Annotated in this window: 20 protein-coding genes; 13 read left to right on the forward strand and 7 right to left on the reverse strand. The window is 59.7% G+C overall.

The genetic code is table 11. The features are described 5' to 3' along the window. The first annotated feature begins 132 nt into the window (after positions 1 to 132). From moaC to AC3WTM_RS21245, 4 genes are all read left to right on the forward strand, one after another. A complete protein-coding gene (gene moaC / locus AC3WTM_RS21230; protein ID WP_056726185.1) occupies positions 133 to 606 on the forward strand; it encodes a cyclic pyranopterin monophosphate synthase MoaC in 474 nt (157 codons plus the stop codon). Beyond that, positions 603 to 845, forward strand: a complete 243-nt coding sequence (gene moaD / locus AC3WTM_RS21235) for a molybdopterin converting factor subunit 1 (protein WP_102671026.1) — start codon at positions 603 to 605, stop codon at positions 843 to 845. Before moaC ends, moaD begins: the two co-directional genes overlap by 4 nt. Before the next feature lie 3 nt (positions 846 to 848). Beyond that, on the forward strand, positions 849 to 1,301 hold the full coding sequence (moaE, locus tag AC3WTM_RS21240) for a molybdopterin synthase catalytic subunit MoaE (protein ID WP_007989960.1): 453 nt from the start codon (positions 849 to 851) through the stop codon (positions 1,299 to 1,301). 306 nt (positions 1,302 to 1,607) lie between these two features. After that, positions 1,608 to 2,384, forward strand: coding sequence for an ABC transporter substrate-binding protein (locus AC3WTM_RS21245; RefSeq protein ID WP_057713394.1), 777 nt, complete (start codon positions 1,608 to 1,610; stop codon positions 2,382 to 2,384). 114 nt (positions 2,385 to 2,498) lie between these two features. On the opposite strand, the gene AC3WTM_RS21250 is transcribed toward AC3WTM_RS21245, so the two are convergent. The 5 genes from AC3WTM_RS21250 to AC3WTM_RS21270 form a co-directional block, all read right to left on the reverse strand. After that, complete coding sequence (locus tag AC3WTM_RS21250; RefSeq protein WP_007972668.1) at positions 2,499 to 3,140, reverse strand: helix-turn-helix transcriptional regulator; 642 nt, start codon at positions 3,138 to 3,140, stop codon at positions 2,499 to 2,501. Positions 3,141 to 3,230: 90 nt separating this feature from the next. Then, a complete protein-coding gene (locus AC3WTM_RS21255) occupies positions 3,231 to 4,358 on the reverse strand; it encodes an NAD(P)/FAD-dependent oxidoreductase (protein ID WP_102671027.1) in 1,128 nt (375 codons plus the stop codon). A 135-nt stretch (positions 4,359 to 4,493) separates the two neighbouring features. Then, on the reverse strand, positions 4,494 to 5,438 hold the full coding sequence (locus tag AC3WTM_RS21260) for an ornithine cyclodeaminase family protein (protein ID WP_102671028.1): 945 nt from the start codon (positions 5,436 to 5,438) through the stop codon (positions 4,494 to 4,496). Positions 5,439 to 5,561: 123 nt separating this feature from the next. Continuing rightward, positions 5,562 to 7,052, reverse strand: coding sequence for an ATP-dependent RNA helicase RhlB (gene rhlB, locus AC3WTM_RS21265; protein WP_102671029.1), 1,491 nt, complete (start codon positions 7,050 to 7,052; stop codon positions 5,562 to 5,564). 97 nt (positions 7,053 to 7,149) lie between these two features. Continuing rightward, on the reverse strand, positions 7,150 to 7,806 hold the full coding sequence (locus AC3WTM_RS21270) for an alpha/beta hydrolase (RefSeq protein ID WP_102671030.1): 657 nt from the start codon (positions 7,804 to 7,806) through the stop codon (positions 7,150 to 7,152). A gap of 469 nt (positions 7,807 to 8,275) precedes the next feature. On the opposite strand from AC3WTM_RS21270, the gene AC3WTM_RS21275 reads away from it, so the two are divergent. The 4 genes from AC3WTM_RS21275 (at position 8,276) to AC3WTM_RS21290 (ending at position 12,455) form a co-directional block, all read left to right on the forward strand. Next, positions 8,276 to 9,307 carry an amino acid ABC transporter substrate-binding protein gene (locus AC3WTM_RS21275; protein ID WP_102671031.1) on the forward strand — a complete coding sequence of 344 codons (1,032 nt, stop codon included), beginning with the start codon at positions 8,276 to 8,278 and terminating at the stop codon, positions 9,305 to 9,307. A gap of 65 nt (positions 9,308 to 9,372) precedes the next feature. Continuing rightward, positions 9,373 to 10,554, forward strand: a complete 1,182-nt coding sequence (locus tag AC3WTM_RS21280) for an amino acid ABC transporter permease (protein WP_102671032.1) — start codon at positions 9,373 to 9,375, stop codon at positions 10,552 to 10,554. A 10-nt stretch (positions 10,555 to 10,564) separates the two neighbouring features. Beyond that, positions 10,565 to 11,662: an amino acid ABC transporter permease gene (locus tag AC3WTM_RS21285; RefSeq protein ID WP_102671033.1), complete on the forward strand. Its 1,098-nt coding sequence runs from the start codon at positions 10,565 to 10,567 to the stop codon at positions 11,660 to 11,662. Between the two features lie 28 nt (positions 11,663 to 11,690). Then, positions 11,691 to 12,455, forward strand: coding sequence for an amino acid ABC transporter ATP-binding protein (locus AC3WTM_RS21290; protein WP_003178331.1), 765 nt, complete (start codon positions 11,691 to 11,693; stop codon positions 12,453 to 12,455). Between the two features lie 64 nt (positions 12,456 to 12,519). Here the strand turns inward: AC3WTM_RS21290 and AC3WTM_RS21295 are convergent, their stop codons facing one another. Continuing rightward, entirely contained in the window at positions 12,520 to 14,145 is a 1,626-nt protein-coding gene (locus AC3WTM_RS21295) for a S8 family peptidase (protein ID WP_102671034.1), read from the reverse strand. 258 nt (positions 14,146 to 14,403) lie between these two features. Here AC3WTM_RS21295 and AC3WTM_RS21300 point away from each other — a divergent pair, with 258 nt between their 5' ends. The 5 genes from AC3WTM_RS21300 (at position 14,404) to AC3WTM_RS21320 (ending at position 18,323) form a co-directional block, all read left to right on the forward strand. Continuing rightward, positions 14,404 to 15,063, forward strand: a complete 660-nt coding sequence (locus AC3WTM_RS21300; protein ID WP_154909475.1) for a FadR/GntR family transcriptional regulator — start codon at positions 14,404 to 14,406, stop codon at positions 15,061 to 15,063. Then, positions 15,053 to 16,357: a CynX/NimT family MFS transporter gene (locus AC3WTM_RS21305; RefSeq protein ID WP_102671036.1), complete on the forward strand. Its 1,305-nt coding sequence runs from the start codon at positions 15,053 to 15,055 to the stop codon at positions 16,355 to 16,357. Before AC3WTM_RS21300 ends, AC3WTM_RS21305 begins: the two co-directional genes overlap by 11 nt. A 110-nt stretch (positions 16,358 to 16,467) precedes the next feature. Further along, complete coding sequence (locus AC3WTM_RS21310) at positions 16,468 to 16,938, forward strand: nuclear transport factor 2 family protein (protein WP_102671037.1); 471 nt, start codon at positions 16,468 to 16,470, stop codon at positions 16,936 to 16,938. Between the two features lie 40 nt (positions 16,939 to 16,978). After that, a complete protein-coding gene (locus AC3WTM_RS21315; RefSeq protein ID WP_102671038.1) occupies positions 16,979 to 17,299 on the forward strand; it encodes a GIY-YIG nuclease family protein in 321 nt (106 codons plus the stop codon). An 88-nt stretch (positions 17,300 to 17,387) separates the two neighbouring features. Next, the gene (locus AC3WTM_RS21320; protein WP_102671039.1) at positions 17,388 to 18,323 is read left to right on the forward strand and encodes a glutathione S-transferase family protein; all 936 of its coding nucleotides are present in this window, start codon (positions 17,388 to 17,390) and stop codon (positions 18,321 to 18,323) included. A 280-nt stretch (positions 18,324 to 18,603) separates the two neighbouring features. Here AC3WTM_RS21320 and AC3WTM_RS21325 read toward each other — a convergent pair. Further along, the coding region (locus AC3WTM_RS21325) for a transposase (RefSeq protein WP_492587642.1) at positions 18,604 to 18,924 on the reverse strand (321 nt) is incomplete at its 5' end.

Below are 18,924 nucleotides of genomic sequence, written 5' to 3' on the forward strand. Positions count from 1 at the left end.
GAATGGCCGCGTTGTCCCTGCGTTTTTCGCGAGCAGGCTCGCTCCTACAGGGGGATGTGCCACCCGATAATCGTGCGTGCGGAAAATTGACCCGCAGGTTTACAATCGACGCTCCTGATCAGGAGTAATCCCGTGCTGACTCATCTCGATTCACAAGGTCGCGCCAACATGGTCGACGTCACTGAAAAAGCCGTGACGTTCCGTGAGGCGACCGCTCAAGCGCTGGTGCGCATGCTGCCCGAGACCCTGCAGATGATCGTCAGCGGCGGTCACCCAAAGGGTGATGTGTTTGCCGTGGCGCGCATTGCCGGCATCCAGGCGGCGAAGAAAACCAGCGATCTGATTCCCCTGTGCCATCCGCTGATGCTGACCGGCGTCAAGGTCGAGCTCAGTGCCGAAGGCGATGACTCGGTGCGTATCGTGGCGCGCTGCAAGCTGTCCGGGCAGACCGGTGTCGAAATGGAAGCCCTGACCGCCGCCAGCGTCGCCGCGCTGACGATCTACGACATGTGCAAGGCCGTGGACCGTGGCATGACCATCGAAAGCGTGCGTCTGCTGGAGAAGGTCGGCGGAAAGAGCGGACATTTTCAGGCGGAGCAGTCATGAACGTTACCGTAAGATTTTTCGCCCGTTATCGTGAAGCGTTGGGTCTGGATTCGGTGAAAGTAGAAGGCAACTTCGCCACCGTCGACGACGTCCGCGCACTGTTGGCCCAACGTGACGGTGCCGAGGTGTTGAGCGAGCAGAACCTGATGTGCGCCCGCAACGAAGACCTGTGCCAGCTCGACGAGCCGGTCAGCGACGGCGATGAAGTGGCGTTCTTTCCGACTGTGACCGGAGGCTGAACCATGGCGATTCGCGTGCAGTCCACCGCGTTCGACCCGGGGGCCGAAGTCAACGCCATGCACGATGCCAATGTCGGCGTGGGTGCAGTGGTGAGTTTTGTCGGCTACGTGCGCGACTTCAATGACGGCCTCGACGTGGCCGGGATGTTCCTCGAACACTATCCCGGCATGACTGAAAAAGCGCTGGGCAAGATCGCCATCGAGGCAGAGCAGCGCTGGCCGCTGCTCAAGCTGGAAGTGCTGCACCGCATCGGTGCCCTGGAGCCGGGCGAGCCGATTGTCTTCGTCGGCGCGGCCAGCGCCCATCGTCAGGCGGCATTCGACGCCTGCGCCTTTGTCATGGATTACCTGAAAACCCGTGCGCCGTTCTGGAAGAAAGAAAACACCAGTGACGGGCCGCGTTGGGTCGAGGGGCGTGACAGTGATCATGCGGCGGCGGATCGCTGGAAGCAGTAGTTTCTGCGGCGTTCTTTAGTCAGTCTTCGCGGGCAAGCCCGCTCCCACAGGGTTCTGGGTCGTACACAAAGTTTGTGTTCATCCAGATCCAGTGTGGGAGCGAGCTTGCTCGCGATGAGGCCTTTCGATTCAACCAATCACTCCCGGATTCACTACCCGACCACCGGCCGGCGCGAGCTGCATTTACCTCATTGACGATCCATACATAAAAGTCCAGTATGGAATTATAAGTACAAAAAAGGTTTCCACCCGTTTCAGCTTTTTCTTCTGTCTTGCCAAACCAACAACAACCGCGAGAAAACGAACATGAAGAAGTTCCCCCTCATTACCGGTCTGGCCCTGAGCCTGTTGGCGTGCAGCTCTGTGTTCGCCGCCGAGAAAACCCTGCGCATCGGTATCGAAGCGGCGTATCCACCGTTCGCCTCGAAAACTGACAAAGGCGAAATCGTCGGTTTCGACTATGACATCGGCAATGCCTTGTGCGCACAGATGAAGGCCAAGTGTGTGTGGGTCGAAGGTGAGTTCGATGGTCTGATTCCGTCCCTGAAGGTGAAGAAAATCGACATGGCGCTGTCGTCCATGACCATCAATGAAGATCGCAAGAAGTCGGTGGACTTCACCCACAAGTACTATTTCACTTCGTCGCGTCTGGTGATGAAGGACGGCGCGGTGGTGGATGACCAGTACGCCAGCCTCAAGGGCAAGACTGTCGGTGTGCAGCGCGCCACCACCACCGACCGTTACGCCTCAGAGGTGTTCGAGCCCAAGGGCATCAACGTCAAGCGCTACAGCAACAACGAAGAAATCTACATGGATCTGGCCGCCGGTCGCCTCGACGCGATTTTTGCCGACACCATTCCATTGAATGACTTCCTGTCGATGCCGCGAGGCAAGGGTTACGCCTTTGTCGGGCCGGAGCTGAAAGATCCGAAATATGTGGGCGAGGGTGCCGGGATTGCCGTGCGCAAGGGCAACACCGAATTGGTCAGCGAACTGAACACGGCCATTGATGGCATTCGTGCCAGTGGCGAGTACCAGAAGATTTCCGAGAAATACTTCAAGTCTGATATCTACGGCGACTGACAAACCGCCATCGCGAGCAAGCTCGCTCCCACAGGTTTTGTGAGCGCCGCAAAGCCTCTGTGGGAGCGAGCTTGCTTGCGATGAGGCCTTTCCAGCCAATACATTTCTCAGGGCTCAGCCCTTCAATTCCTTCAAATGCTTGTACACCGTCGCCCTGCCCATGTTCAGCACATTGGCCACGTAGTTCGATGCGCTTTTGCCCTTGAACGCGCCTTCGGCGTGCAACGCCAGCACCAGTTCACGCTTGTGGTCGCGGGTCAGCAGATTCAGGCTCAACTGGCGCTCACGCAGCCAGGCGTGGAGGAAGGTGTTGATCCGCTCCTGCCAGTCATCGCGGAACAGTGCATCCGGTTGCGGGATCAGCTTGGTCGGCGACAGGAACAGGTCCAAGGCGGCCTTGGCATTCTCGAACAGAGAAATATTCAGGTTGATGCACAGCACCGCCAGCGGATGACCTTCGCTGTCCCGTAGCACCGTGCTGAGGCTGCGAATCTTCTGACCATCCCAGTTGAGCTTTTCGTACGGCCCGATATTTCGTTCGCTGACATCGTCGCTGAGCATGTCTTCCAGCGCCGAGTCGTCGCCGATTTCCCGCTTGGACAGGTTGTTGGCGATGTAGTCGACCTTTTGCGTGCGCAGGTCGTGCAGCACCACTTCGGCGTGGGGGAAAAACAACGTGGCGATGGCGTCGGCAATCGCGTGGAAGTTATCCAGGGACGTGTCGTCCAGGGCCGAGTCTTTTTCGGGGGCGTTCATACAGTGGAACTCCAGGCGGCGTCAGCGCCCCATCAAAGGGGCGCTGAAAGTGTGCCGTAATCGTGTGGGCTCGTCACCTGAGGATCAGGATCAGCCGAGGCGGGCAGGGGAGAGCATTTCGGCATTCAGGCCGAAACGGCCGAGCGATTCGGGCAACGCGGCACCGCGCACCAGTGCCGCGCTGGCCTGGCCCATGGCCGGCGAGGTCTGGATGCCATAACCGCCTTGTGCCGCGACCCAGAACAGCCCCGCTACCTGTGGGTCGAAGCCGGACAACAGGTCGCCGTCGCTGACGAAGCTGCGCAGGCCGGCCCAGGTGCGTGTCGGGCGGCGAATGGTCAGGGTCGTGGCCTCTTCGATCTGGTAGATGCCCATGGCGATGTCCAGCTCTTCGGGCTGCACGTCGTGGGGTTCCACCGGGTCGGCGTTGGCCGGCGAGCCGAGGAACATCCCGGCGTCGGGTTTCATGTAGAAGGATTCATCGAGGCTGACCAGCATCGGCCAATGGTGGATGTCCACGCCTTCGGGGCCGGCGAAGATGAACGCGGCACGGCGTTTGGGTTGCAGGCCCAGGGGGTTGGCGCCGGCCAGTTCGCCGATCTTGTCGGCCCAGGCGCCAGCGGCGTTGATGATGATTGGCGCGCTGAACGTCTGGCTGTTGGTCTGAACGTGCCATACACCTTGGCCGTCGCGGCTCAGGCCGACGACTTCGCTGTCGGTATGCACTTCGCCCTGGTTGCGGCGGATACCGCGCAAATAGCCTTGGTGCAGGGCATCGGTGTCAATGTCGCTGGCGGTCGGGTCGTAGATGGCGCCGTGGACCTTTTCCCGGCGCAGGATCGGCACCAGGGCGCAAGCCTCGTCGGCGCCAAGCAATTGCATCTCCGGGACCGTGGTTTTTGCGCTCTGGTATTGCCTGTTCAGTTCGTCCGGGTCGCCGGTCAAGTCCACGGTCATTTCGCCGCGAGGGGTCAGCAGCGGGTGTTCGCAGAAACCGCTGGGCGGGTTGTCGAAAAAGTCCCGGCTGGCCAGGGTCAGCGCCCGCACTTGTGGGGTGCCATAGGCTGCGGTGTACAGCGCAGCCGACCGGCCGGTGGAGTGATAGGCCGGATGGGATTCGCGTTCGAGCACGATCACACGGCCGTGCTGCGACAGCCAGAAACCGGTGGAAGCACCGGCAATCCCGCCGCCGATGATGATGAAATCTGCCTGGCTCATGAACGTCTCCTGATAACGCGCGATGCCAATGGTTCGGTACCCTTGTAGGAGCGAGCTTGCTCGCGATGGTGGATCAGGCACCACTGTGTCGACTGACACACCTTCGCGAGCAAGCTCGCTCCTACAGGGTGGGGATTAGTGCTGCAGGCGATAGATGGCATTGGCCAGTGCAATGTCTTCCAGGCCCAGGCCGATGGAGCGGAAAAACACATGACGGTCGTAGTCGGGGCGCTGCACCTTCTCGCTGAGCAGGTCGGGCAGGTCGCCGACAATCGCGTCCTTGTTCCAGCCATGCCGTTCGGCGGCGATCAGCATTTCACCGGCCGAGCCCGGGGTGGTCAGGCGGTAGTCGCAAAACACCTGCATGTCATTGAGGCTCTGCGGCGGCACTTCGTGGGCACGTGGAGCGTTGGTGCTGATGGAGGTGATCAGTGCCGGTTTGCGCAAGCTCAATGGATCGATCACGGGACCTGCGGATGAGGTGCAGAGCATGATCACATCGGCGTCCTGAACGGCAGCTTCGCGACTGTCGACGATGTTCAGGCGTGGCTCGATGTTTTTCAGCAGGCTCACGGTTTCGGCATCTTCGCTCAAGCTCGGCGAGTACAGGCAGATGCTCTGCCAGTCGCGCAAGCCTTTCACGTAGTGTAGGTGCGCCTGGGCCACTTTACCGCTGCCGATGATGGCCAGACGATTGGCTGTGAGTGGCGCGAGGGCGTCGACCGCCACGGCGGTGGTGGCCGCCGTGCGCGCGGTGGTCAGTTCTCCGGCATCGCACAGCAACAGCGGTTGCCCGGTTTGCATCGACATCAGCAGCGTCCATGCAGTCACCAGTGGCCCCTGTTCACGGACGATGTACGGTGACGTCTTGATCCCGTACACGCCGTCTTCGGCCAGCACGCCCAGGTAATTGATGAAGTCGCCGGCACCCTGCGGGAACTCCACCAGTTGCTGCGCCGGTTGCACCGCTTGCCCTGCGGCCAGGTCGCGGAACAGTTTGCGCAGAATCTGCGGCACATCGACTCGCGCCAGATACTCGCGGGCCTGGGCTTGGGTGATCACTTGGGGCGTACTGGACATGGTCGGCTCCGGAATTTCAATTAAACTAATTTGTCCATTATGGACTTTTAGTTCTCTAGAACAATATCCGGGCGAAAAAAAAGCGCAGTCCGTTGCCGGCTGCGCTTGTCTTTTCAGCGTCGCTTAGTGAGGACGCTTGCGTTCAACGGCCCGCAGCAGATGCGTCGGAGGCGTTTCACAGCTGATCTTGCGCCCCAGTTTTTCCTCGATGGACGGTAACTGGTAGGAGTCGTCTTCACCGGCAAAGCTGATGGACACACCGTCGGCACCCGCACGACCGGTACGACCAATGCGGTGCACGTAGTCGTCCGGCACTTCCGGTAGGGTGAAGTTGATCACGTGGCTGATGCCGTCGATGTGGATACCGCGACCGGCCACATCGGTGGCGACCAGTACGCGGATCTTGCCTTCGCGGAAGCCTTCGAGGGTCTTGATGCGCTTGTGCTGCGGCACGTCGCCGGACAGTTGCGCGGCGTTGATGCCGTCGCGCACCAGGCGTTCTTCGATGCGCCGCACTTCATCCTTGCGGTTGGCGAAGACAATGACCCGCTCCCAACCATTGTCGTTGACCAGGTTGTAGAGCAGTTTGTACTTGTCGGCACCGGCCACCGCGTAGATGTGCTGCTCGACGTTTTCGTTGGCAACGTTCTGCGACTCGATCTCGACGATCGATGGATCGGTGGTCCATTGCTTGGCCAGGTTCATCACGTCTTCGGTGAAGGTCGCCGAGAACAGCAGCGTCTGACGCTCGGACTTCGGCGGCGTCTGGCGGATGATCTGGCGCACTTGCGGGATGAAGCCCATGTCGAGCATGCGGTCGGCTTCGTCCAGCACCATCACTTCGACCATGTCCAGATGCACGTCGCCGCGCTGGTTGAAGTCCAGCAGGCGGCCTGGCGTGGCCACGAGGATGTCGCAGTGGCGGGCTTCGAGGTGCTTGAGCTGCTTGTCGAAGTCCATGCCACCGACGAACGTCATGACGTTGAGGCCGGTGTACTTGGTCAGGTCGGCGGCGTCCTTGGCGATCTGCACCACCAGTTCGCGGGTCGGCGCGATGATCAGTGCCCGTGGCTCACCCATGTAGCGCTCTTTCGGCGGCGGGGTCTGCAGCAACTGGGTGATGATCGAGATCAGGAACGCAGCGGTCTTGCCGGTACCGGTTTGGGCGCGGCCGATGGCGTCTTTGCCCGCGAGGGTGAAGCCCAGCACCTGTGCCTGGATCGGCGTGCAATACGGGAAGCCCAGATCCTGGATGGCGTGCATCAGTTCAGGGGCGAGTTTGAAATCGTGGAAGCGGGTCTTGCCTTCCTGGGGTTCGACGACGAAGTCTTCGAGTTTCCATGGGATGACCGGCGCTTTGGGCTTGGGTTCGCGGCGCGGTTTGGCGGGTTTCGGCGTTTCGCTGAGTGGTTGCTCCGGGGCTGTTATCGCCGCCGGCTGGGCAACTTTTGCGGTCTGGGGCTCAAGCTTGGGTGCCGCGGTGGTGGCGGCCCGTTCGGACTGATTACCGTCGGTGCGGTGGCCGGGAGCGTGAGACGCAGGGCTGGGAACTGGCGCGAGTTGCTCAGTCTCGCTTTTACCGAACATTTTCTTGAGTGCTTTGAGCACGGTCATCTCATCAATTGATTAAGGAATGTACGCCGGCCAGTGTAATGCAAGAATCGGGCGCGGCGTAGTGGGATGGATCAAAGGGCGCTTTTAAACGGAATTCTTAACGCAAGCGCTCGGCGAGCCAGGCGCCGATGTCGCTAATTTCTTCGGGTAACACTTCGTGACCCATTGGGTATTCCTGCCATGTCACGGTGACACCACGATGCTTCAAATGCTCGTAGGCGCTGCGTCCCATCGAGTTTTGCACCACATCGTCGTACTGGCCGTGCAGGCACAGCACTGGAATGCGCTGCTGGCTGGCGGACATTTCCAGTTGGTCACTGAAGGTCGGTGCATAAGTGGACAGGGCGAGTACGCCACCCAGTGGTCCCTGCCATTTCAGAAACGCGGTGTGGAGCACCACCGCACCACCCTGTGAAAAACCTGCCAGGAAAATCCGCGAGGCGTCTATTCCGCTGGCCTTCTGCGTTTCGATCAGTTCGATGATCCAGTTGGCAGATTCTTCCAATTGCTCGCGGTTGATCGCGCGCGCGGGGCTCATGGCCAATATGTCGTACCAGCTCGGCATCTCGTATCCGCCATTGATGGTGACGGCGCGGCTCGGCGCCTGGGGCAAAACAAAGCGGGTGCTCAACAGGGTTTCCTGCAGGGCTTCGGCCACTGGCAGGAAGTCGTAGCGATCGGCACCCAGGCCATGCAGCCAGATAACGCAGGCATCTGCGGTCTTGACGGGTTCAAGAATCAAGGGGTTGGTCATGGCTGCTCCAAAATTGTGCGTGCGCTCTCATTGAGTGCTAAGGCTGAGTGCGTGTCTGGTTGATCAGTTACGAAGATGTCGCAAGGTTACAAGTTTTGCTATTGACCTGCAGCTGAACCGCTTCGGAGAGCAGTGTGGTACGGGCTTTGCTATGGCGAAGTCTGTAAGAAAAATTCCACGCCTGTCGGTAACACTATCAGGCCAAGGTTATTAGTGGGATTGAAAAGAATCCGGTGATGGATGTTCGCCAAAGGCCGATATGGGGCTTCGCGAACGTGAAAGGGCTACAGCCCGTTCGGCCGACTGGTGAGAGTGAGTTTTCCATGACGTGGATTTTCTCCTACTAGACTCATAGCTAACGTCTTACGTCGGTTGACCCCCAAAACAAGCCAACACGGGTCGACTACGCCTCAAAAGGGTGCGACAGGACTCACGCTCCGACACAACAAGAGCAAAACTGGAGGTTTGAATGAAGATGTTGAAATCCACCCTGGCTATCGTGACTGCAGCCGCAGTACTCGGTGTCAGCGGGTTTGCCCAGGCGGGCGCAACCCTGGATGCAGTGATGAAGAAAGGTTTCGTGCAGTGCGGCGTCAGCGATGGCTTGCCAGGCTTCTCGGTTCCGGATTCCACCGGCAAGATCGTGGGTATCGATGCTGACTACTGCCGTGCAGTAGCGGCGGCAGTCTTCGGCGACGCGACCAAGGTCAAGTTCAGCCAGTTGAACGCCAAGGAGCGCTTCACCGCGCTGCAGTCCGGCGAAATCGACATTCTGTCGCGCAACACCACCATGACCAGCTCCCGTGACGCGGGCATGGGCCTGAAGTTTCCAGGTTTCATCACCTACTACGACGGCATCGGCTTCCTGGTAAACAACAAGCTGGGCGTGAAAAGCGCTAAAGAGCTGGACGGTGCAACCATCTGCATCCAGGCCGGTACCACTACCGAGCTGAACGTTTCCGACTACTTCCGCGGCAACGGCCTGAAGTACACCCCGATCACCTTCGACACCTCCGATGAAAGCGCCAAGTCGCTGGAATCCGGTCGTTGCGACGTACTGACCTCCGACAAATCCCAGCTGTTCGCCCAGCGCAGCAAGCTGGCTTCGCCGAAGGATTACGTGGTTCTGCCGGAAACCATTTCCAAGGAACCTCTGGGCCCGGTCGTGCGTAATGGCGACGACGAGTGGCTGGCCATCGCGCGCTGGACTGGCTACGCCATGCTCAACGCTGAAGAAGCCGGCATCACTTCGAAGAACGTCGAAGCCGAAGCCAAGGGCACCAAGAACCCTGACGTTGCCCGTCTGCTGGGTACCGACGGTGAATACGGCAAAGACCTGAAAGTGAAGAAAGACTGGGTCGTGCAGATCATCAAGCAAGTCGGCAACTACGGCGAAGTGTTCGAGAAAAACCTCGGCAAGAGCACTCCGCTGGAAATCGACCGCGGGCTGAACGCTCTGTGGAACGCTGGCGGCATTCAATACGCACCACCAGTGCGCTGATGGTTCTATCACCCGGTGGGCCAACCGCCGGGTGATGTTCTGTTCCATTATTTCCGGGGCACTTCATGCAAAATTCAATCGGCGCACCAAAGCAGAGGCTCAGCCTCAGCGATCCACGCGTGCGTGCTTGGGTATTCCAGATCATCACGATTATCGGGGTGGTCTCGTTAGGCTGGTTTTTGTTCGATAACACGCAAACCAACCTTCAGCACCGGGGCATTACCTCCGGTTTCGACTTTCTGGAGCGCAGTGCCGGTTTCGGCATCGCTCAGCACCTGATCGACTACACCGAAGCGGACACTTACGCTCGGGTGTTTGTCATTGGCCTGCTCAACACCTTGCTGGTGACCTTCATCGGCGTGATCCTGGCGACGATCCTGGGTTTCATCGTGGGTGTGGCGCGGCTGTCGAAGAACTGGATCGTCGCCAAGCTGGCGACGGTGTATGTGGAAGTCTTCCGCAACATTCCGCCGCTGCTGCAGATCCTGTTCTGGTACTTCGCGGTGTTCCTGACCATGCCAGGGCCGCGTAACAGTCATAACTTCGGCGACACCTTCTTTGTCAGCAGCCGTGGCCTGAACATGCCGGCCGCGTTGATGGCGGACGGCTTCTGGCCGTTTGTAACCAGCGTTGTAGTCGCCATCGTCGCCATCGTGCTGATGAGCCGCTGGGCCACCAAGCGCTTCGAGGCCACCGGTGTGCCGTTCCACAAGTTCTGGGTTGGCCTTGCGATGTTCCTGGTCATCCCTGCGCTGTGCGCGCTGATTTTCGGTGCTCCGGTGCACTGGGAAATGCCGAAGCTGCAAGGCTTCAACTTCGTCGGCGGCTGGGTGTTGATCCCGGAACTGCTGGCGCTGACGCTGGCTTTGACCGTGTACACCGCGGCGTTCATCGCCGAGATCGTGCGTTCGGGCATCAAGTCGGTCAGCCACGGCCAGACCGAAGCGGCGCATTCCCTCGGCCTGCGCAACGGTCCGACCCTGCGCAAGGTGATCATCCCGCAAGCCCTGCGCGTGATCATCCCGCCGCTGACCAGCCAATACCTGAACCTGGCGAAGAACTCCTCGCTGGCGGCCGGTATCGGTTATCCGGAAATGGTGTCGCTGTTTGCCGGAACCGTGCTCAACCAGACCGGCCAGGCGATCGAGGTGATTGCCATCACCATGAGCGTGTACCTGGCGATCAGTATCAGCATTTCCCTGCTGATGAACTGGTACAACAAGCGCATTGCGCTGATCGAGCGGTAAGGAATAGCGCATGAGTACTCATACTTTCAAACCCGACATGCCACCGCCGGCCAAGGTCTTCGGCCCGATGGCGTGGATGCGCGCAAACATGTTCTCCAGCTGGCTCAACACCCTGCTGACCCTGTTTGCGTTCTACCTCATCTACCTGGTGGTGCCGCCGATCCTGCAGTGGACGATCCTTGACGCCAACTGGGTCGGCACCAGCCAGGCCGACTGCACAAAGGAGGGCGCCTGCTGGGTGTTCATCCAACAGCGCTTCGGCCAGTTCATGTACGGCTACTACCCGCCGGTACTGCGCTGGCGCGTGGACCTGACGGTGTGGCTGGCGATTGTCGGCGTGGCGCCGTTATTCATCTCGCGCTTTCACCATAAGGCTGTGTACGGGCTGAGCTTCCTGGTGCTGTACCCGATCATTGCATGGTGTCTGCTGCATGGCGGCGTATTGGGTCTGGACGCCGTGGCGACCAGTCAGTGGGGCGGCCTGATGCTGACGCTGGTGATTGCCACCGTCGGCATCGCCGGTGCGTTGCCACTGGGGATTGTCCTGGCGCTGGGCCGTCGTTCGAACATGCCGGCGATTCGCGTGGTCTGCGTGACCTTCATCGAGTTCTGGCGCGGCGTGCCGTTGATCACGGTGCTGTTCATGTCCTCGGTGATGCTGCCGTTGTTCCTGCCGGAAGGCATGAACTTCGACAAGCTGCTGCGGGCGCTGATCGGCGTGATCCTGTTCCAGTCGGCCTACGTGGCCGAAGTGGTGCGCGGTGGTTTGCAAGCCATTCCCAAGGGACAGTACGAGGCGGCGGCGGCGATGGGCCTGGGTTACTGGCGCAGCATGGGTCTGGTGATTCTGCCGCAGGCCCTGAAACTGGTGATCCCCGGCATCGTCAACACCTTCATTGCGCTGTTCAAGGATACGAGCCTGGTGATCATCATCGGCCTGTTCGACTTGCTCAACAGCGTCAAGCAAGCCGCCGCCGACCCGAAATGGTTGGGCATGGCCACCGAAGGCTATGTGTTCGCCGCCCTGGTGTTCTGGATTTTCTGTTTTGGTATGTCGCGCTATTCCATGCATCTGGAACGCAAGCTCGACACTGGCCACAAGCGCTAAGTCGCTACCTAATTTAGGAAGTTTTGTGATGAGCGAAGCAATCAAACAGCCTGTGAGCCCTGAAGGCATTATTCAGATGCAGGGCGTGAACAAGTGGTACGGTCAGTTTCACGTACTCAAGGACATCAACCTCAACGTCAAGCAGGGCGAGCGTATCGTGCTGTGCGGCCCGTCGGGTTCCGGAAAGTCCACCACCATCCGCTGCCTCAACCGTCTGGAAGAGCACCAGCAGGGCCGCATCGTGGTCGATGGCGTGGAGCTGACCAACGACCTCAAGCAGATCGAAGCGATCCGCCGTGAAGTCGGCATGGTGTTCCAGCACTTCAACCTGTTCCCGCACCTGACCATCTTGCAGAACTGCACCCTGGCGCCGATGTGGGTGCGCAAGATGCCCAAGCGCAAGGCCGAGGAAATTGCCATGCACTACCTGGAACGCGTACGCATTCCGGAGCAGGCGCACAAGTACCCGGGGCAACTGTCCGGCGGTCAGCAACAGCGTGTGGCGATCGCCCGCGCGCTGTGCATGAAGCCGAAGATCATGCTGTTCGACGAACCGACGTCGGCACTCGACCCGGAGATGGTGAAAGAGGTACTGGACACCATGATCGGCCTGGCCGAAGACGGCATGACCATGCTTTGCGTCACCCACGAAATGGGCTTCGCCCGCACCGTGGCCAACCGCGTGATCTTCATGGACAAGGGCGAAATCGTCGAACAGGCCGCGCCGAACGACTTCTTCGATAACCCGCAGAATGATCGCACCAAACTGTTCTTGAGCCAGATCCTGCATTGATCGGTCAGTGACTGTCTCAAAAAGCCCCGCCGAGTGATCTGCGGGGCTTTTTCATGTGTGCGGGTCAGTCAGCGGTTTTGCCATGCTCCAGTGCCAATTGCACTGCTCGCAGCGCGTTGAGGCGACCATGACCGTAGTAATGACTGTGGCCATTTTGATCGTATTGACCGAGGTGGCCGTCATCGGCGTGGCTGATTTTATCGCAGCAATCGGCGAGGAGCTGTCGAACCCGCTCGCGGTCCAGTGCCGGATTGACTCCCAATACCAGAGCTGCCACGCCCGCGGCTCCAGGGCAGGCACTGGAAGTGCCGCTGAACATTTCGGTGTAGGCAGCATTGATCGGGTCGGCAAACTTGCCGCACAGATCCGTGGTTCGAATGCCTCGGGTCTGGGGGACTGAGGTGGCGGGTTTGAACTTTGGATCCGGGTGTGCCTGGTCTCCGCTGGGAAAGCAACACCACAGTGCTTTGCCGTAGTCACTGTAGGCACTGCGACGACTTTGATCGTTGCAGGCACCCACAGCAATTACCATTGGGTGGCTGGCGTAGCCATCGTTGTCCACGCTCTCGTTGCCGTTGCCAGCACCAAAAAAGATGACGCAGCCTTTACCCTGACGGCCATTGGTCGCGGCGTACTCTATGGCCAGGCGGGTGCTCGCCGCCAGTGCAAACTCCTGAGAGTGCCTCGCGTCGGTAGGGTCAGCCCAATGTCCTTCCGGTGGCCCCCAACTGCAGGAAATGATATCGGCACCTTGTTCCGCGGCCCAGAAAAATGCGTCTGCTTCGGCCCGGGCGCCCAGTGGCTTGGTCAGTTTCAGCGGCATGAGACTGGCTCGAGGCGCCACGCCACTGGCGCCGGCTTCACCATTGGCGCATGCAACTCCGGCGGCTGCAGTACCGTGGCGCTCAAGGGCGGTTTTCGGTCGTGGGTCCTGACTGGCGTCACGACGGTCAAAGTTTTTCGCTCCGATGATTTTGCCGGTACCGGCGAGCTCTGGGTGATCGATATCAAAGGCATCGTCGATGATCGCGATGACGATGCCTTCACCCATTGTGAAGGCATGGGCTGCCTCGACATTGGCGCTGGCATCGATCTGAGTTTGATAGGTGACGGTGGTTTTCTTCAGGTGCCATTGGTTGTCATGAATCGCCCGGCGTTGCCCCGGACGCAGTATTTCCGGGTGGCAGTAGTCGACGTCCTGGCGTTCGAGCAAGTGAAGTGTGAATGAGCAGACTTCGGTGCCACGACAATGTGCGTGATGTACGAAGAAGGCATTGGTTGCGTAGGGAACCTGCTGTTTGATGGTCAGACCCAATTCGTCGAGGATAACCAGGCACTCTGTCGGAGTCAGTCGATCGACGAACTTCAGGAAAATGTTCTCGGTGTAGAAGACAGGTTCTTGAGTATGAGGATCGACCAAGGCGCTGCCGGCGAAGCGCACGTCCGGTAATTCGCGCAGCAATGCCTTGCATTGGGCTACATCTGAATTGTCGGGCAGTTTGAACAGCTGAACGTCGGCGTCCTCAATGTGCAGTACCAATTCACTGTCGGCCAATGCCTGTCGAGCTTTTTCGCAGCGTAACGTCACAGCAAGCTTTCTCCCGGCCTGACTGCGTACAACGAGCAGCTGCCGGTTCTTTTCCAGTAAAAAACGGCGGCTGTGCTTCTTGCCGAAAATGACTTCTTCCATCGGCTGTTCCCATTCCCTTTAGGTATTCGAGCGAAAGTGCCCGCATTCAAAGTCCGAAAGTCTGAGGGGCTGACTCAGTTTCGGATGTCAGCTCTTTCGTGTGGCATGGGTGGGAAATCACTTTCAATCGTTAGGAATTTAATCTTCTGCCTTAGGGCGTCTTCAGGCCCCTGGCGAAGGTGGTGGCTTGTCTGATTGGACGAAGCTGACTAACATGTCAGAAAATTCATCCTATGATTGGATGAAAGGGCGAACTCCATGTCAGAAATTTCTCCATTAGTGAAACGATCCCTGGTCGATCAGGCCCTGGATCAGTTGCGCCTGCGCATCAACCAGGGCACTTGGGTCGTGGGTCAGCGCTTGCCGACCGAGCCTGAGTTGTCCGCCGAGCTGGGCATCAGTCGCAACACCGTGCGCGAAGCCATGCGCGTGTTGGCGTTTTCCGGGTTGATCGAAATCCGTCAGGGCGACGGCAGCTACCTGCGGGCGGTGGTCGATCCGCTCGATACTTTGAAGGCGCTGTCCCGTTGTTCTCTTGAGCAGGCCCGGGAAACCCGGCACATCCTCGAAGTCGAGGCCATTGGCCTGGCGGCAGTGCGCCGTACCGATGAAGACCTGGTGGCATTGCGCGAAGCCCTGAGTGTCAGCGGCAGCCACTATCACGGCGATCTCGACACCTACATCGCCTGCGACCTGGTGTTTCACCGCCGGTTGGTGGACGCCGCACACAACCCGACCCTCAGCGAGTTGTATCGGTATTTCTCCAGCGTCGTCGGCGCCCAATTGCGCCAGATCCTGAACATCGTCCCGCGCCGTCAGGAAGTGTTCGACCTGCACATCGCGTTGCTCGATGCCGTCGAGCAACGCGACCCGGAACGAGCCAAAGCCCTGTCGAGGCAGTTGATCAATGAACCTTGAAACCGAGAAGTCCATGCACCGCAGTGAGTTATCCACAGCCCCCAAACGTTCGGCGGAGCTGGAAGAGTTGCTGATCGATGCCGAGGCCGATGACGAACAGGTCCAGCAAGCTCACCCGGTTCTGCACCGGCCCTGGCTGTTGCTGCTGGGCCTGATTCTGGTGGCGCTGAACCTGCGCCCGGCGCTGTCGAGCATGGCGCCGATGCTCAGTGAGGTCTCGAAGTCCCTTGGTTTGTCGGCGTCCGCGGCGGGGTTGCTGACCACGTTGCCGGTGCTTTGCCTTGGCCTGTTTGCGCCGTTGGCACCCGTGCTGGCGCGGCGATTTGGTGCGGAGCGGGTGGTGCTGGGCATTCTTCTGACCCTGGCGGGCGGGATCATCCTGCGCAGTTCGTTCGGTGAAATCGGTCTGTTTACCGGCAGTGTGCTGGCCGGTGCCAGCATCGGCGTGATTGGCGTGTTGCTGCCGGGCATCGTCAAGCGCGACTTCCCGAAACAGGCCGGAACCATGACCGGTGTCTACACCATGGCTCTGTGCCTGGGCGCGGCGATGGCGGCGGGTGCGACCGTGCCGTTGAGTGAACACTTCGATAAGAATTGGGCGATGGGTCTCGGCTTCTGGGTCATTCCGGCATTAGCGGCCGCGCTGTTCTGGTTGCCGCAAGTTGGCCAGAAACACGGCGCGCACAACGTCGCCTACCGGGTTCGCGGGTTGCTGCGCGATCCGCTGGCCTGGCAAGTGACCTTATACATGGGCCTGCAATCGTCCCTGGCCTACATCGTGTTCGGTTGGTTGCCGTCGATCCTGATCGGGCGCGGCCTGACTCCGACCCAGGCCGGTCTGGTGCTATCGGGTTCGGTGATCGTTCAACTGGTCAGCTCCCTGGCCGCGCCATGGCTGGCGACGCGCGGCAAGGATCAGCGCCTGGCGATTGTGATCGTGATGGCCCTGACCCTAGGCGGTCTGTTCGGTTGCCTGTACGCCCCGGTTGAAGGTCTGTGGGGCTGGGCGATTGTGCTGGGGTTGGGGCAGGGCGCCACGTTCAGCCTGGCATTGACCCTGATCGTGCTGCGCTCGCGGGACTCCCACGTTGCGGCGAACCTGTCGAGCATGGCCCAGGGCTTCGGTTACACCCTGGCGTCCATGGGGCCGTTCGCGGTCGGCATCGTGCATGACTGGACCGGCGGCTGGACGGCCGTGGGCTGGATCTTCGGTGTCATCGGCCTTGGTGCGATCCTCGCCGGCCTGGGGGCCGGACGTGCGTTGTACGTGCAGGTCGAAAGCGAAAAGGTCTGACTCCCGCACACTGTCGGTATTCGTCTTGCGAATGCCGATAGTGTTCGACCCTTTTGCAGACTATCGTGCAGGCAATCTTTCGATACCCATGCACAACAGGGAGTCTGCCCATGAGTGAAGTCCACAGCGCCTTGATCACCCGTTTCTACCAGGCCTTCCAGCGTCTCGACGGTGAGGCGATGGCTGCCTGCTACACCGATGACGTGGTGTTCAGTGACCCGGCGTTCGGCGAGCTTCGTGGTCGTGATGCTGGCGATATGTGGTGCATGCTCACCACCCGCGCCAAGGATTTCTCCCTGACCTTCGATCATGTCCGTGCCGATGATCATATCGGTAGCGCCCATTGGGTCGCGACCTATCTGTTCAGCCAGACTGGCAATACCGTGGTCAATGACATCCAGGCACGCTTTGTCTTTCGCGATGGCAAGATCTGCGAGCATCACGACAGTTTCGATCTGTGGACATGGTCACGCCAGGCCCTGGGTTTCAAAGGTCTGCTGCTGGGCTGGACGCCACTTGTTCGCAACGCCGTTCGCTCACAGGCCCTGAAGGGGCTGAAGGCATTCCAGGCCAGTCGCTGATAAGATCGCGGCTTGTTTTCCTTCAAGCCCTGATCGTTACGTGACCACCCTCAGCGAAAGCCCTGTCGACGCCGACACCCCCGCGAGCAAAACCTGGTTCGTCTACCTCGTTCGCGCGGCCAACGGTTCGCTCTATTGTGGGATCAGCGATGATCCCGTACGTCGCTTCGCCAAGCATCAAAGCGGCAAGGGCGCGCGATTCTTTCTTTCCAGCCCGGCCATGGCCCTGGTCTACACCGAACGCTGTCGCGACAAAAGCGATGCGTTGCGTCAGGAGCGGCTGATCAAGAAACTCAAAAAGAGCGCCAAGGAGTGCCTGGTGGCGAGCGCAGCGAGCGCCGCCCCTGGCTTATCACTCTGACTGATCGGTTCCCATCAGGCAGATCTGTAGGCTGCCAGGTGATTGCGCGCTAAGCTGCGGACTTCTGATCCTTGCGGCGGAGCCGAGCATGTCCGAGTTGATTCTGCATCATTACCCGACGTCCCCCTTTGCCGAGAAGGCCCGCCTGCTGCTGGGTTTCAAGGGCTTGTCCTGGCGCTCGGTGAAGATCTCGCCAGTGATGCCAAAACCGGATCTCACGGCGTTGACCGGTGGCTACCGCAAGACACCGGTGTTGCAGGTCGGTGCCGATATCTATTGCGACACGGCATTGATTGCCCGGCGACTGGAGCAGGAAAAGGCCTTGCCGGCGTTCTTCCCGGAAGGTCAGGAAATGATCGTCGCGTCCTTTGCTGCCTGGGCTGACTCGGTGATGTTCCAGCATGCGGTAAGCCTGGTGTTCCAGCCGGAATCGATTGCCGTGCGTTTCGGTAATTTACCGCAGGAAGCGATCAAGGCGTTCCTGGCCGACCGCGCCGGTTTGTTCAGTGGTGGTAGCGCGACAAAATTGTCTACCGAACAGGCGAAGCACCAGTGGCCGACGATCATGTCGCGTCTGGAGCAACAGTTGCAGCGCGAGGAGGGTGACTACCTGTTTGGCGAGCCGTCGATTGCCGACTTCGCCCTGGCTCATTGCCTCTGGTTCCTCAAGGCCACGCCGGTGACGGCTCCGCTGGTCGAAGCTTATCCGGCAGTCAATGCATGGCATGCGCGGGTGTTGGGCTTCGGTCATGGCGCATCCAGCGAGATGAGTTCCGAGGAGGCTCTTGCAGTGGCGCGCACGTCTACGCCAGCGGCTTTGCCGGATGAGCAATTCGTCGATCCCAACGGGCTCAAGGCAGGTCAGCAGGTGGTCATCGCGGCCACGGACTATGGTGTTGATCCGGTGGCGGGGGAATTACTGTTTGCCGGCCGCGAAGAACTGATTGTGCGGCGCGAGGACGAGCGCGGCGGTGTGGTGCATGTGCACTTCCCGCGGTTTGGTTTCCGGATCGAAGCCTGCTGAAAAAAACTTTGTGGGAGCGAGCAAGCTCGCTCCCACATCTATGGATCCCCCCATTTCTGCAATACTGGTTTTGATGCGTGTTTGGCTTGCTTTCATCTATCCGGCGTCTGGGGGGGCGACCCTGCGCCTCGATGAGAATCGCGCCTGACGGCCCTTCATAGTGATAAGGCTTTTTCAGCCTTGTGGGAGCCCAGGGTAATCGTCAGGCCGGTTGGCCGTTCACGTCATCTGTTATCCAGCATCGCAAAACCAGGTGGGTGGTGCTCGGGTGACAGCGAGGTCAAGCGTTCATCGCGCTTGGCCCCGCCTTGAATTCATCGTGGTGAGCGGCAATCGACCAGGCGATTCTTGCCAGTTTGTTGGCCAAGGCGCAGACCACACGGTTGCAATGATGGCGAGCCAGCAGCTGGCGGACCCAGTCGGCCAACGCTCCTGTCTGTCGCTCCAGCCCCATCAGATACACACGGGCGCACTGGATAAGCAGCCGTCTCTGATTTCGGTCACCGCGTTTGCTGATGCCCAACAGTACCGTCCTGTCGCCAGTGGAATGTTGCTTGGGCACCAACCCAATCGAGGCTGAATAGTCTCGACCGCACTTGAA

Source organism: Pseudomonas sp. EU05-FHT14B02, from assembly GCF_058791055.1.